The sequence below is a fragment of the Sinorhizobium chiapasense genome, from assembly GCF_036488675.1.
In the GTDB taxonomy this organism is placed as follows: Bacteria; Pseudomonadota; Alphaproteobacteria; order Rhizobiales; family Rhizobiaceae; genus Sinorhizobium; species Sinorhizobium chiapasense.
This window is the reverse complement of record NZ_CP133148.1, coordinates 2,188,895-2,203,675: the sequence shown is the minus strand read 5'-3', so window position 1 is coordinate 2,203,675 and position 14,781 is coordinate 2,188,895. Positions and strand designations below refer to the sequence as shown.

The 14,781-nt window shown below is 61.9% G+C and carries 11 protein-coding genes and 1 pseudogene; 3 read left to right on the top strand and 9 right to left on the bottom strand.

The features are described 5' to 3' along the window. Positions 1–9 precede the first annotated feature (9 nt). Together RB548_RS10670 and RB548_RS10665 are read right to left on the bottom strand one after the other, a co-directional pair. A complete protein-coding gene (locus tag RB548_RS10670; protein WP_331371295.1) occupies positions 10–1,020 on the bottom strand; it encodes an ABC transporter substrate-binding protein in 1,011 nt (336 codons plus the stop codon). A 42-nt stretch (positions 1,021–1,062) separates the two neighbouring features. Continuing rightward, complete coding sequence (locus RB548_RS10665; protein WP_331371294.1) at positions 1,063–2,067, bottom strand: ABC transporter substrate-binding protein; 1,005 nt, start codon at positions 2,065–2,067, stop codon at positions 1,063–1,065. 569 nt (positions 2,068–2,636) lie between these two features. Here RB548_RS10665 and RB548_RS10660 point away from each other — a divergent pair. After that, positions 2,637–4,394, top strand: a complete 1,758-nt coding sequence (locus RB548_RS10660; RefSeq protein WP_331374938.1) for an adenylate/guanylate cyclase domain-containing protein — start codon at positions 2,637–2,639, stop codon at positions 4,392–4,394. A gap of 89 nt (positions 4,395–4,483) precedes the next feature. On the opposite strand, the gene RB548_RS10655 is transcribed toward RB548_RS10660, so the two are convergent. The 7 genes and pseudogenes from RB548_RS10655 to RB548_RS10625 all read right to left on the bottom strand — a co-directional run bounded on the left by RB548_RS10655 (position 4,484) and on the right by RB548_RS10625 (position 12,892). Further along, positions 4,484–6,088 carry a copper resistance CopC/CopD family protein gene (locus RB548_RS10655; protein WP_331374937.1) on the bottom strand — a complete coding sequence of 535 codons (1,605 nt, stop codon included), beginning with the start codon at positions 6,086–6,088 and terminating at the stop codon, positions 4,484–4,486. A 74-nt stretch (positions 6,089–6,162) separates the two neighbouring features. Next, positions 6,163–6,693, bottom strand: a complete 531-nt coding sequence (locus RB548_RS10650) for a YcnI family copper-binding membrane protein (RefSeq protein ID WP_331371293.1) — start codon at positions 6,691–6,693, stop codon at positions 6,163–6,165. 978 nt (positions 6,694–7,671) lie between these two features. Next, positions 7,672–8,043, bottom strand: a pseudogene (locus RB548_RS10645) (cupin domain-containing protein); the annotation flags it as partial. Positions 8,044–8,307: 264 nt separating this feature from the next. Then, positions 8,308–9,744 carry a DUF1254 domain-containing protein gene (locus RB548_RS10640; RefSeq protein WP_331371292.1) on the bottom strand — a complete coding sequence of 479 codons (1,437 nt, stop codon included), beginning with the start codon at positions 9,742–9,744 and terminating at the stop codon, positions 8,308–8,310. Positions 9,745–9,902: 158 nt separating this feature from the next. After that, positions 9,903–11,366: a metal-dependent hydrolase family protein gene (locus tag RB548_RS10635; RefSeq protein WP_331371291.1), complete on the bottom strand. Its 1,464-nt coding sequence runs from the start codon at positions 11,364–11,366 to the stop codon at positions 9,903–9,905. A 210-nt stretch (positions 11,367–11,576) separates the two neighbouring features. Beyond that, positions 11,577–11,774, bottom strand: coding sequence for a hypothetical protein (locus RB548_RS10630; protein WP_331371290.1), 198 nt, complete (start codon positions 11,772–11,774; stop codon positions 11,577–11,579). Between the two features lie 191 nt (positions 11,775–11,965). Further along, positions 11,966–12,892, bottom strand: coding sequence for a LysR family transcriptional regulator (locus tag RB548_RS10625; RefSeq protein WP_331371289.1), 927 nt, complete (start codon positions 12,890–12,892; stop codon positions 11,966–11,968). Between the two features lie 99 nt (positions 12,893–12,991). On the opposite strand from RB548_RS10625, the gene RB548_RS10620 reads away from it, so the two are divergent. Then, entirely contained in the window at positions 12,992–13,876 is an 885-nt protein-coding gene (locus tag RB548_RS10620) for an NmrA/HSCARG family protein (protein WP_331371288.1), read from the top strand. A gap of 228 nt (positions 13,877–14,104) precedes the next feature. Continuing rightward, positions 14,105–14,692 carry a hypothetical protein gene (locus RB548_RS10615; protein WP_331371287.1) on the top strand — a complete coding sequence of 196 codons (588 nt, stop codon included), beginning with the start codon at positions 14,105–14,107 and terminating at the stop codon, positions 14,690–14,692. Positions 14,693–14,781 lie beyond the last annotated feature (89 nt).

Genomic DNA, 14,781 nt, shown 5'->3' with positions numbered 1-14,781 from the left:
GCCACCCGCTCACGTCTTCAGCTCGCGTTTCAACTCATTGAGGAAGCGCCAGTCCGTACCCTCGGCAATGATTTGCTGGGGGCTCGATTTGATCATGCCCGTTTCCTGCATGCGCAATGCGTAGAAGCGCACCGAGTCCTCGGCGTCGTATTCGCGCCACTTGTCGTGGCCGGTCTCTTGCAGGGTTGTTAGTGCGATGTCGTAGCTCGACAGGAAGCCTCGTTCGACCAGCGCGTGCGCCGCTCCAGCGGGGTCTGACGCGCAGAAGTCCACGGACTTCAGAATGGCGCGCAGGATGCGCTTGGTCGCGGCAGGATACCTGTTAATGTAATCCGTCCTGCCCGCGACCATGCAGCAGTAATATTGCGACCAAGGTCGATCGACTCCGTTGTCGGCGATCGTGTGGCCAATCCTTTCCGCCCGGATTTTCGGGAACTCGGTGGTGCCGGCAAGGAAGGCATCGACTTTGCCCTCGATGAAATCCTGCATCGGAGAGGCGCCCAGCACCCATTCGATCTCGCGAACCGGATCGAGCCCCACATAGTTAATCATAAGGCTGAGGAAAACGTGCGGGTGGTCGTTGAAGGCCCAAATCCCGACCCGCTTGCCCCTCAGGTCGGCAACACTGTTGACGCGGTCATTGCCCCGCAACTCCCAGCAACCAGTGTGCACTCCGGTGAGCATCTTGATGGGCGCGCCGGACTCGATGCTGCGGATATGCATCGAGGGCATATTGAAATCGAAGTCCGTGACGGCGGAGGTGAGCCACTCGGTGTTGTCGACGGTCGTGTCGCCCGGCACGTATCGGACATCGGTTATCCCGTCGGCGCGCATCAGCTCGCCTGCGAGGAAGAGCGCTGCCCAGCAGTAAGGGCCATCGGTGAACCGGCCCAGACGAACGGTGGTGGTTTCCGGGGCCTGTTCCGCAGCGGCGCTGGACGGCCGGACCTTGAGCAGCTCTGCACTTACGGCCGCCGTCACACCGGCCAGAAAAGTGCGACGATTTTGAATGATCTGCATTGGGGACCTCCTTCCTTTCGAAAGAGCGCGCCGGCCACCCGCTTACGTCTTCAGCTCGCGTTTCACTTCGTTGAGGAAGCGCCAATCGGTGCCATTGGTAATAATTTCTTGCGGGCTCGACTTGACCATGCCGGACTCACGCAGCCGCAGGGCGTAAAACCGAATCGTGTCCTCGGGATCGTATTCGCGCCATTTGCCGTAAGGCACCTCGCTCATCGTCTGCAGGGCATAATCATAGTTGGCGGTGAATCCGCCATCGACGATCTGGCGCGCGACGCGCTGCGGCTCGGCGACGCATAGGTCTGCCGCCCTGAGAATGGCGCGCAACACGCGCTTGGTGGCGACGGGGTTGTGCCGTACGAAGTCCGCGTTGCCTGCGAGCATGCAACAGAAGTACTGCGACCAGGGACGATCGATGGTACTGTTTACGACTACGTGGCCGATGTTGCGGGCGCGCAGTTCCTGAGGTTCGGGTGGAAAGCCAAGGAACGCGTCGACTTTTCCTTTGATGAAAAGCTCCATGGGCCTGACGGATGGATCGGTCACCCAGCGGATGTCCTTTTGGGGGTCAAGCCCGACATAGGCAGCCATGCTGGTCACGAACACTTGTGGCGTTGAACCCAGGCCTTGTATGCCTACAGTTTTGCCCTTCAGGTCTGTGATGCCGCGAATGCTTTCGTTTCCGAACAGCTCGAAGCAACCGGGATGCACGCCCGCCAGCAGGGTGATCGGGTTGCCCGCATCGATCGCAAGGACAAGTGGTGCAGCGAAGTTCAAACTGAAGTCCACATCACCGCGCGCGATCGTCTCGGACGTGCCGTAGCCTGCTTCCGCCATCACAAAGCGGACGTCTCTGAACCCCTCCAAACGCAGCAGCTCCTCGGCGACGTACTGGGGGGCGATGCAGATGCCCCTGATCTTTGCCAATCGGATGGTGCTGGTTTCCAATGGCGCCTCAGCCGCAAACGATACTGCGCCGGTCAGACCAGCGGCGCCAGCTGCCGCTAAGCCGGCCAGAAAAGAGCGGCGGCTCTGGATGATCTGCATCGGAACGCCCCCTCTCCAACAAGAAGGAAGATGCCCGTCAGAATCGCGCGAAAGACTATTTCAACAGGAAGCCCACGCCTGTGAGCGGCCCAAGCAATTACGAATGTAAAGTCCGCCTGACCTCAAGCCAAAGGTCTGTATCGCTTGATCTGAAGTGCCCGCAACAATCAACAACTATACGCCTTGTCCGTACCGCTAGCGAGGGAAAAGCTCTGCCTTACTGCGAACACCAAGCGGCCAACTCGCTGTTTGCAGGCGTGGCCTCGCCTTCGGTCCGACGGTGAAGTCGCGCGACGGCGATTGCGAGGAGTTCAGTACCCCGAGGGCTCAGCCGCCGCATCCGATTCAGACCTAGGTCAGAGGAAATGAAAAATGTCTACTGTTCGGGCAACACCGGAAATTCCGGCCCTGTATTGTGAATGACGGCTTCGGGTCGAACTTTGGCCTTCACCCAGGGCCAGTGAGTAGCGCTTCGCCGAGACGCGCCGCTTCGGGTCTCCAGAACGTGCCGGCGCAACACTTTCGTGGATTCTCGGCTCGCGATCCACTACTCTGTCAGGCGGGAGGAAATCGGTTTGGAACGCCGCCTCGCCGCCATTATGGCCGCTGACGTAGTTGGCTACTCGCGTCTGATCCGGACTGATGAGGACGGGACACTCGCGGCGCTCAAGTCGCTGCGCACTGACCTGATTGCACCGAAGATCGCGGAACATCATGGGCGTATCGTCAAGCTCATGGGTGACGGCTTGCTGGCAGAGTTCCCGAGCGTCGTGGAGGCCGTTCGGGCGGCGACCGAATTGCAGCAGGCGATAGCTGATCGCAACGCCGGCGTGCCGGAAGGGCAACGGATCGAATTCCGTGTCGGCATCAATCTGGGTGATGTGGCCATCGATGGCGAGGACATCTATGGCGACGGAGTCAATGTCGCAGCCCGCCTAGAGTCGCTCGCCGAACCGGGCGGCGTTTACGTTTCCGGGGCAGTCCATGACCAGGTGCGCGATCGCCTCGGGCTTCGGTTCGAGGATCTCGGAAAGCAGCAGGTCAAGAACATCGATCGGCCAGTTCGCGTTTGGCGCTGGCTGCGCGACGCCGCGGCGACCGGTCCCAAGGCCGTTCCTATGGAAGGGCCGCTGCCGGACAGGCCATCGATGGTCGTTCTGCCCTTCAACAACATGAGCCGCGATGCCGATCAGGAATATTTCAGCGACGGAATGACCGAAGACATCATCACCGACCTCAGCAAAATCTCCGGCCTGTTCGTCATCGCCCGCAACTCGGCTTTCGTTTACAAGGACAAGGCGTTCAGCGTCCCGCATGTCTGCCGCGAGCTCGGCGTCAAATTCGCGCTTGAAGGCAGCATTCGCAAGGCCGGCAACCGGGTTCGCGTCACGGCTCAGTTGATCAACGGATCGAGCGGCGGCCATGTCTGGGCTGAGCGCTATGACCGCGAGTTGACCGATATCTTCGAGGTCCAGGACGATATCACGCAGCAGATCGTGACCGCCTTGAAGGTCACACTCAGCGAAGCGGAAAAACCGCGCAGCGCCGAGTCCGGCACGAAGGACGTCGACGCCCATGATCTGTTCTTGCGCGGGCGGGAGTTCCTGAGCAGCGTCAAGAAAGATCGCGAGATGTTCGATCAGGCAACGGCGTGCTTCCGACAGGCGATCGCGCTCGATCGGGACTACGCCGCCCCCCATGCGGGCCTCGGCATGGCCTATGTGCTCGATTATCAGAACCACTGGAGTGGCGCGCCTGAGACGTCGCTCGACCAGGCCGAGCGCTTCGCCAGCGAGGCGATCGCCAAGGACGATCAGGACCCTTTCACCCATTTCGTGGTTTCCCTCGTCGCCATGTTCAGGAGGGATTATCACCGCTGGACCGATGAAGCCGACCGCGCATTGGCGCTCAACCCCAATTTCGCCTCCGCTCTCAATATGCGCGGCGTCTTTCACATCTATACAGGGGAGCCGGAACTGGCGATCCCCTACATTGAACGCGCCATGCGCCTCGATCCGGTGGTTCAGCAGCAATACCTACACTTCCTCGGCACGGCCCATTTCGTGGCCGGCGACTACGAAAAAGCGGCCGCGCTGTTCCGCGACAGGATCGCCGTCAACCCGACCACGGATCTGTCGCGCGCATTTCTCGCTTCGGCACTGGGCCATCTGGGCAAGCTCGATGAAGCCCGCGAGGTTTGGCGTAAGCTCAAGGAGGTCAATCCAGGATACTCCCCCCTTGAGCATATAGGCCGCCTACCATTCCAGGACCCCGGTGATGCCGAGAAGTTCACGATTGGCCTGCGCAAGGCAGGCTTGGCGGCGTGACCCAGCCGCCAAGCGCTTCGGGTCGAAACGCGCCCTTGTGGCGTTAGCGGTAGAGGTCTGAAGGTGGACCCGATATCGGCTGCATGCGGCTACGGCCCGATCTGAATCTCCCCCTCGATCCGGGTGATCTCGAAATCGCTGATCAATATGTCGAGCCTGATTTTCCAGAGGCCGGGGAGGGGCAGCAGGAGGTCGGACGTGCGCCAGGTTCCATCTGTCGCCTTGCTCGCCTTGCGTTTTATGTCGCCGACGCCGGCCGACGGGTTGGAAAAGACGAGGGTGACCTCCTTCGGGTCAAGGGCGGAGAAGTCGCCGGCCATGATGAGGGCAGAGGCTTCCACCGGTCCCGGTCGGCCGGGTGTGATCGTTACTTCCGCCATCGCCTTCTCTCCGTGAATGTGGACCGAGGCGGGCTCCGCAGCGACCGTCACGAGCGCCCGCGGCGGCGGCGTGAAACGCCACGAAGCCGCCACGCCGAAGACCAGCAGCACCAGAAGCGTCTCGGCGGCGATCGAGCGCACGAGATACCGGGCGGCGCCTTGATCGCCGGTTTCGACGCGATCGGTCAGCACCCATCGATTGATTGCCGCCAAGGCGAAAAGAATGAGGAGGAGGGCGAGCTTGACCAGAAAGATATTGCCATAGGCCGTGGCGAGGAGTGCCGAGGGCTGTCCCACCTGCACGACCAGCAGCACGATGCCCGCCGCCACGAGAACGGCGACGGAGAAGGGGATAAAGACAGAGAAGCGATGCAGGGCCTTGAGCGCATGCGCGTGGCCGGCCCGGAGCAGCCTTGCGATGGGCACCAGGGCACCGACCCACAGCGTGATCGCGATTGCATGGAGGAAGACGCTCGGGCGCATCAGCCATTGCGGGTCGGCGGCGCTGGCGTGGCCGCTGAGGGAGAGAGCGAGCGAACCCGCGATCAGCGCCAGGAGCGACGTCCACCGCGCGACCTGCTGCCGGCGCGAGACGAGCGCGACGCCTGCAAGAGCAAGCGCGGCGGTCATCACGACAACGGTCCTGCCGAAGCTTGTTTCGAGCCCGGTCGACCACAGCCGAGGCTCGGCCAGGGCCGAAAGCGGCACGCCAAGCGCGTCCAGTCCCTGAAACCCTGCGGACAAAGCGGTCCCGGCAAGCCCGATGGCGAGCGTTGCCGCGATGAACCGCAGCCCTGCGCGCGCTCCTTGCAGGAACCAGTTCAAGGCGAAGACGCCTCCGACGCCGAAGAACAGGCCCGCATAAAGCGCGATCCGGCCTAGCCAGAGTGTGGCGCGCACCTGCCAGTCGATCTCTTCGCCGGCATAGCTCGACCCGCTAGGCGAGCCTATGGAAAAAACGATCGAGCCTGCGACCGGGTGTCCGTCTTCGGAGACCACGCGCCAGGAAAGGGCGTGCGTGCCAGCGGAAAGGTCAGGCGGTACTTCGATTTCCACCGTGCGATCCCGGAGCGAAAACCGCTCGAGCGCGACCGCGGACCCATCCGGCTTGACCAGCTTCAACGCCAGAGGGGACACGGGTTCGCTGAACGACAGCGCAAGTGTTGTGGGCGCGGTAGGAACGACCGCGCCGTCCCGCGGCTCGGTCGCGGTCAGTGACGCATGGGCAAGGGCTGCCGTTGCCAGGAAAAGCCAGGCCAGAGCGGCGGCAGCTACCCGGCTAAGACCGGGCGGGAGTTTCATGGCCGCGAGCATATTCACCGGATAATCCTGAAGTCGGAATGGAGCCGGCGCCGAGGCGCCGGCTTGATTGCCTCAATATTCGGCGCTCAATGTCCAGAGACTTTTTCAAGCAGTTTCAAACCCGGCGCCGGCAGTTCGAGGTCGTCGGAGGTCTGCCCGGCGGCGGGAATCTCGATCCAGCGCTCCGCGAGGCCACCGGGGCACTCCTGCACCACCGGGAAATACAGCGTCTCGCCGGCTTTGAGGTCGGGGGTCAGAAAGACGCGCAGGGCGAATTCGTCATACTCGTCGTCGGCGAGGTTTCCGCCGCTCCAGATGATTTCCTTCACCCCCTCGCTGGTCGGCGTGCCGTAGTAATCATAGGACTTGGCATAGGCGCCCTTGACCTTCTCGACGGTCCAACCGGCCTTCGGCTGGGGCTTGACCGCAATGACGCCTTCGGGGATCTGCACCCGGACGGTCGTCGTCGGCTTGCCCTCGCAACCGTGCGGTACCTGCAGGATCGCCTTGTAGGTCGAGCCGACAGGCGCTTCCTTGACCTGCAGGCTGACATGCGCCAGCGCGGCGCCGCTTCCAAGCGCCAGTATGGCTGCGGTCGTAATGAACGTCTTGAACATATTTCTTCTCCATGTCGCCGGCGGTTCAGCGCGGCGGTGATTTAAGCGGCCCTACAGCGCAGCGCGTCCAATCGGACGCGCTAACGTCGCTGTAGCACTTTGAAATGCTGCATGATTTTTCCTTAAATCGATTCCGATTTAAGGAATCATGCAGTGGGGCCTGACAAGATGCCGAGTGTCTTCCGCCTGCGGGTGCCAGGCGCTGTTGGTCGGCTCATATTGGATTGGATGCGCTGAGCGACTAAGCGTTCGCGAAATCAGCGCGACGCAGATGGTCTCGCATCTGGTGAGGAGGCGCTCTCGGGCTTCCTTGAAACTCTTCGAGCCTTTGCGGAACGGCGGCACGATCCCTTGCTACAGGGAGATCGACGGGCGCCACGGACGGCGCGTCAAATACGTAAAGCTGTCTCCCCGGGACCGCCGGATGAGCAAACATCCCGCAAGCGAGCGTGCAGCAATCCGGCATTCCCGAGTGATCGGTCGATGGCGCCTGCTCGTGATGCCCGTGGGTCGCGTCCGAGATGCAAAGCGGGTTTCCGAAGGTATCCAACCCGACCGGCGTGGGGCTGGCAGCAACTCCGCTTGCAGCCTGCAGAACGAGCAGGCAGGCGGCGACAAGCGCCATCCAAATGCTCTTTCTACTGCGCAGGTGCTTCAGCATGATTTGCTCCGATCGATCACTCGTCTAGCATCGGAGAACCCGCTTGAATATGCTCTCGATCAAACAAGATCGAGGAAAAATAGCCGGCATTCGGGTACCACGGTACCCGTGACGCAACGGCTCATACAGGATGGACCAGGCCGCATTTGGTGGGAGGCGAAAGCCCCGCCGCGCTGCTGCATGTTTCCTTAAATCGTCGCCGATTTAAGGATAAAAACATGCAGCAGTTCAAAGTGCTACAGCGTCCTTTGCGCGTCTGATAAGACGCGCGGCGCTGTACGCGGCGGGGGGTAGTTGGCCTTCAAGTCCGCGGCTGGCTACTGCGACTTTTGTGGATCGTCCGCCGGATTGACATACTTGAGGCCCCAGGGGCCATTGGTGGTGATCTGGATCACCGTTTCCTCGTCGAAGTAGGCGAAATGCGCGGTGCCGGGCGGTAGCGCGAAGAAGCTGCCCGCAGGCAGCGCCTGGGCGGAACCCTTATCCGCGGTTTCGCCCATTCCAAGATTGAAAGTCCCTGATATGACTGTGACCACCTCATCCACAGGATGGGTGTGCGGCGGAACCGCATACCCGGACGGCACTTTAAGCCTGAGGGCAAACAAGCCCTCCTTGGCGGGATCGCCGAACAAGACCGCCGCTTCTGCTCCGGCAGGAAGCACCTTGGGGGCCGGACCCCACTTGATGTCACCTCCCTGTATCGCCGGGCCCTTATGCCTCGGCTGCGCGCTGGGGCAGGCCCGCGAAGCGTTCAGATTAGATCCGCGGGCCAAGTCCAAGCAAGCGTTCCTCGGTCATCCGTGCGAACTTCGGAGAAAGCCATCATCGCGTCTTGCAGCCCCATTTGCTGCCAGGGCGTGTGGGCTCGCGTCCCAAGCGGACGCTGGATTGCAAACAGAAGCGGACGCGAGAGTGCCCTCTCGCGCCCGGCAAGCGCCCGATCCGAGACGCTATCAGGCTTTCCTGACCGGCGGGATGACCCACGAACCATCCAGAATGGATGGCGGACTGTCGTCGGGCCAGTAGAGCCGCATCATCAGGACGAACTTTTCCTTCGGCGCCGGCAGCCAGTTGGCCTCTTTATCTGCTCCAGGGGATTCGTGCTGGATGTAGATATCCGTCGATCCGTCCGGGTTCACCTTGAGGTTTTGCCTTGCACTGATCGAGTAGCGATTGATCGGGTTGTCTACGAAGAAGTACTTGTCGTTGTACATCGTAATCGACCAGAATCCTCGGACGGGCGGCAGGTGTCCCTTGGGGAAGGTCAAGACGTAGTTGTTCGCCCCGTTATAGGCACGAGCAAGAATGCCCTCCTTCGACTTCAGCGAGGTCGGATAGACGGCGTCCTGGGGGCGATTGGCCCCGAGGCCGATGGCCGTGATCAGCGCTCGCTGCAGGTAATTGGTCCCGTAGATTCCGGCCCCGGTCGTGTAACCCCAGCCGTTGATATCCTTGACGTCCCCATCGCTGAACTTGAAGTGCAGCATGATGCGGTGGAACGCGATCTCGGGAATGCGCTTGATGAACGCAGCGTTCAGTTTGCTTTTGTCGAAATCCTGGCCCGGGACGATGCCGATCTGTGCGAATTTCGCCACCGTGTCCGCGTCCGCGGCTGTCGGCGGATTGGTTTTCATGAGTTCGCTCAGCAGGCTGAAATATTCGATCGCATCCATCCGATTGACCTGGTCGCGCACGGCGGTCTTCATGTCGATACTCGGATCGACCTTTGCAGGCGGAGGAGTCCAGTCCTTGCCGTAGGCGCTAAGCGGCACCAGCTTGCACTGATCCTGCAATTCGTGGACGGCCTTGTAGTCTTCCGGTGTGCCGTCGCAATAGATCCGGCCGAGAATCCAAACGATGCTCGTCGGCGACTTGTACTCGGTGACACCATCGGGAATGTCGCCCTGCCAGCCGGGGCCCGTGATTGCGTAAGATTGCGCGCCATCGCCAGTGGTTCGTTTTCCCGGCACCTGAAACACCGTCGTCCATCCGTCGAGCATCGGAAACAGGAAGTAGCGATCCTTCATGTCCGGGATCGACAGCACCCATGGTTCCTTCGCCACGTCGATGAACGCGGTCGTGTAGAGCGTGTCGGCGTTTGGTGCCGTAACGTCCTTGAAGGACGCATTCGGATATTCACGAAGCTTGATGATGTGGCCCATCGGGCCCTTGCTGCCCTCTGGCTTTTCGACATTGGTGATGACACGGCGGGTCATCTCCGTCGTCACGAGAGGATAGCCGTAGATGTAGGCTTCGACGGCCAGCCAGAAATCATCGGCCGCTTCGACAGGGTCGATAAGCGGCGACTCCAAGGCATTCGCCGGTGAAAATGCGGCACTGGCGAGCAAACCAGCTCCCCCCAATGCGACGGCACGGCGTGTCAATTCCATAATTGCCTCCTATTTTCCCTCTTGGCGCTTTCGACGTAGCACGCACGCGCAGACACTACCAGACATTGTATGTCGTCTGAATTACAGCTTAGAAACTGAGACGGATTTGTCAGCAAGGGCCGGCTTGAAAGCGCCATCGGCGAGGGACGCGACACCGATCAAAGCGTATTCTTGTAGATCTGTCCGTCCTTCATGATCACCTTCAGATTGTCCCGGTCGGCGATCAGCGAGATGTCCGCCAGCGGGTCTCCGCCGACCACCAGCAAATCGGCGAGCGCGTCCGCTTCGATGACGCCGAGCTTGCCGGTATAGGGGCTGCGCGGGCCGGAGAGGGCAAGCAGTTCGGCATTGTCCGCTGTCGCCATCTTCAGCACTTCCGCCGGCGCGTGCCACCGGGCGAGCTTGGCGAGCTGCGCTCCCTGGCGGGCCGCGATCCTTTCCGAAAACAACGTGTCGGTCCCGAACGCCGTCTTGATGCCGTGCTTCTTCGCCAGCTCGAAGGCGGTATCCGTCCCGCTGATGACCTGCATCTGGGAAAAACGTTGCGGCGACCCCTCCGGAAATGGTGCGGCGTCCTCGTCATCCAGAAACGGCTGAAGGCTCCACCATATGCCTTTTTCCGCCATCAGCCTGGCGGCGTCCTCGTCGGCGAGGTGTCCGTGCTCGATGCATTTGACGCCCGCCGCGATCGCGAGCCGGATCGCCTTTGGCGTGTAGGCGTGCACGGTCACGTAAGTGTTCCACCCCGTCGCTGCATCGACCGCGGCGCGGAGCTCGGCTTCCGTATATTGCGTGGAATCGAGCGGGTCATGGTCGGAGGTGACGCCGCCGCCCGCCATCACCTTTATGTGGCTGGCGCCGAGGAAAAGTTGCTCGCGCGTTCGCCGCAGCACCTCGTCGACGCCATCGGCGATGGCAGCCGCTCCGCTGCGCTCGGAAAAATGCCGCTGGTCGCGGTTTTCGCGGGGCAGATCGTGAAGGGTGCGAAAGTCTCCATGGCCGGACGTCTGCGAGATCATCGCCCCGGCCGGCCAGATGCGGGGACCGACGATCGTGCCATCGTCGATCGCCCGCTTCAGCGCAAACACGGGTCCACCGGCATCGCGCGCGGATGTGAACCCCTGCATCAGGTAGTCGCCGGCAGCCCGGGCCGAGCGCAACGCCAGATAATTGGGGTCGGCGGTCAGCGCCACCGCCAGGGGAACGGACGAGAAGGTCAAATGCGTGTGGGCGTCGATCAGCCCCGGCATCAATACCCCGCCGGCGCCGTCGATCGTCAGCGCTTCCTCGGGTACCGCCGCCCCGCCATCCTGCACCGATTTGATCCTGTTGCCTTCGACGAGCACGCGCACACCCTCGCGAAGGGTCGGAGAGGTGCCATCGAAGAGGCGGATGTTGGTGAAGAGGATTGGCCGCGCCGGCGCCGGGGGAGGCGGCTGCAGTTGCGCCGAAGCGGTGGTTCCCAGGCCGACGCCGGTCGCCGCCGCGGCGATCCCGGTCATGAAGTCGCGCCGGGAAAACCTAAGTTTGACGCGCTCGGCAACGTATCGGATTTCGGGCCCGTGGCAGAGGCATCCAACGTGCCCGGGTGTAGCCGTCGTTGCCGCCGCGCAGTCGAACATGACATTCTCCCCTCACGATGGTTACGGAGCGAAGATCGGGCGGGCAGCGCGAGTAGTCGCGTCGCTGCCAAGCCTCACCCACCTGCCGGAACATTGCCCAGGCTGCCGGCCGGCAGCCTGCTCCTCAAATCGGATCCTGCTAAAAAACATGCAGCAATTCAAAGCGTTACGGCGACGTGTGCATCTGAAACGACACCCGGCGCTGCAGGTCTACTTGTGTTGATTGCGACGGAGGACCTTCCCCATCAGCAGCATGATGCCTATCGCGATGAAAACGATGCCGGCGATCATGTATCCTGCCGCCCCGTAGCGGTAGCCTGACGCCGCCAGGAGGAAACCGATCACGACAAAGATCAATCCGCCGACCTTGCCGAAAAACAGGTTGGACTTCTCTTCCTCTAACGCCATGACGAACCTCCCCGTCACGTGGAGCCACCTGTTTCTATATACAACGTCAGCGCGCCCCGGTCGAGCGAAAGCGGACACGCATACCTTGTGCCGGAGCCCTTTCGAGCGGCCCGCGCGCTCTCGCCCGGTCGCGTCGCTTCTTGGATCGCGATGATTTCGGCGGAAAACCGCGCAGGCCTTTCCTCTTCCCTTTAGCGCAACGCGGCCACGGCCTTGTCCGTCTCGCCGGCTCGGGCCGCGCTCCATCGCTCTGCTGCAAGTTCGATGAATGCCTTGATCAGCGGCGAAAGGTGCCGACTGCTCGGGTAGAGGACATAGAGGCCGCCGGCGGGCGTCGTGTAATCGTGGAGAACGCGGTGCAACCGCCCCTCGGCGACAAGCGGTTCGGCGATCGCCTGGGGCACCTGGGCGATGCCGTAGCCTGCGATCGCGGCGGCAACGACCGCCTGCATTTCATTGGCGGCGAAGCGCCCGGCCACGGTCACCGTTTCCTGCCCGTGCGGCCCGTCCAGCACCCAGTGGGCGCTGGCGGCCGAGGGGCCCGCGATGACGCACTGATGGCGGGCGAGATCTGCCGGTCCGTCCGGAACCCCTGAGCGGGCGACATAGTCCGGGCTGGCGCAGAGCAGCCTGTGCGTGGAGCCCAGCTTGCGGGCGATCAGGGTCGAGTCCGCAAGGATCCCAGTGCGGAAAGCGAGATCGATTCCGTTCTCGACAAGGTTGAGATTGTCGTCGGTCAGGCGCAGTTCGACCTTGGTTTTCGGATACATTGCCAGAAAGTCGACCACGGCGCGGGTCAGGAAATGGCCGCCGAAGCCGACGGGAGCGGAAATGCGAATCGTGCCTGACGGCTCCGCCCTGGCTTCCGCGAGGCGCAGATTTGCTTCCTCGATCGTCCTGAGCGCCTGGCTGCTCTCTTCGTAGTAGAGACGCCCGGCGTCGGTCATGTTGAGGCTGCGCGTCGTGCGCTGGATGAGACGGACCCCGACCTCACGCTCGAGCGCGGCAATGCGGCGGCTGACGGTCGTCTTGGGCATGCCGAGCTGGCGCGCCGCGGCCGTAAAACTGCCGGCTTCGACAACGCGAGCGAAGACGACGATATCGTTGAGATCGAGCATTGTATTCAGCCTTGGGACAAAGTTTCCCAATTATAGGCCATTATGGATCAATGTGGCAGACCCTAACTTCGCTCTATTGAAACCAAAGGAGCAGACAAGATGACCACCAAGCGAAACGTTCTCGTCACCGGCGCCACCGGTCAGCAGGGAGGCGCTGTCGCGCACGCACTGCTTTCCAAAGGGCACCGCGTCAAGGCGTTGACCCGCAAGCCGGACAGCGATGCCGCGCGGCGGCTGGCGGCTGCCGGCGCGGATGTCGTGGCCGGCGATCTCGGCGACGCGGCCTCCATCGTGAAGGCCGCAAGCGACGTCGACACCATGTTCCTGATGGGAAACACCTATGAGGCCGGTGCGGAGGCGGAGGTCCGCCAGGGGATCATTGCCGCCGATGCGGCGAAGGCGGCCGGCGTCGGGCACCTGATCTACTCGTCCGTTGCCGATGCCGACAAGAGGACGGGCATCCCGCACTTCGAAAGCAAGTATAGCGTCGAAAAGCATGTCGCCGGGCTCGGCATCCCTTACACGATCAGCGCGCCGGTCGCCTTCATGGAAAATGTCGTCGCGCCGTGGGCGGTCGGCGCGCTGCGAAAGGGCGCTCACGCCTTTGCCATGCCTCCCAAGCGCGTCCTCCAGCTCGTCGCCCTCGCGGACATCGGGGCTTTCGTCGCCGCCCTGGTCGAGCGGCGCGGGCATGTTTTCGGCATGCGCTTTGATATCGCCGGGGACGAGCTGTCCGGCGAAGAGCAGGCGAACATCCTCTCGCAAGCGATCGGCCGTCCGATCAACTACCAGGAAATCCCGATCGCCACCGCTCGACAGCAAAGTGAAGATGCGGCGCTCATGTTCGAATGGTTCGACCGCGTCGGCTACGACGCCGACATCGCGGCACTGCGCCGGGAGTTTCCGGAGGTTCACTGGCTGAGCTTTGCGGATTGGGCGCGCGCGTACGATTGGAGTGCTCTTGAGCGGGCGTCCGCCGGCTGAGTTCCGCTGCGGCGACTTTTCCGGATTTAAATAGCAAACGCCACAAAAGTAGGTCACTGCTTATGAGGCACCCGTGCAGGTTGCGCGCTGCTCTAAAATGTGTCATCGCAAAATGGCACCGTGGCGGCCAAGGGGCTCTCTGCCCCTCGGCTTGACGCCTCCTCCCTCGATCGCAAACGCGGGCGAGGAAATGCGAGGCGGGCGGCCCTCCGAGCTTGGATTAAAGAGATGAAGAGCTGGATGACATCGGTGGCCATGTACATGGCCATTCTCGGCGTCGTTGTCATCGTCATCCTGGCGATGTCGGGGTTAGCACTATTGACCTGGCTGATCATTGTTTCTGTTCAGAATGATGAGATCACAAGAGATTGGCTGATTTTACTCGGTTCAATCTGGCTTGCCTTGGCTTCGTGTTTTGCTGGTGGGGTAACGCTTGCCTTTGGCAAAGGCCACCCTTGGCGGCGCGGCGCGCTCGCAGGTTCAGCGACGGGTCTGCTTCTCGCCGTCTATCTCCAGGGTTCGCGTGAGTACCGCCCGATTGACACGGCGGATGCGGCCCGCCCCATGCTGGAGTTCCTGATCAATCAACAGGTGCGCTCTTCTCCGGACGAAATTAGGGTTGTCGATCTCGGCCGACAAATCCGCAACATTCGTATCCTTGGCCCCCGGATGTCATTCGATCCCTCAACGGCTCGCTACATTGAGTTCGAGTTCGATACGGGTTGCGGAGAAGTGATCAACCTGACAGCGATGACCGGTACACCAGAAGGGACCGAGCTTTGGGGCCTCGCCAACGAGGACTATTGCGCTCGCTAGATCACGATGATTTTGGGTCGGATCGACCTAAAATCATGAACGTGATCGATTCTAATAAGTTAGAGCGGGATGCGGGCGGAAAACCGCCA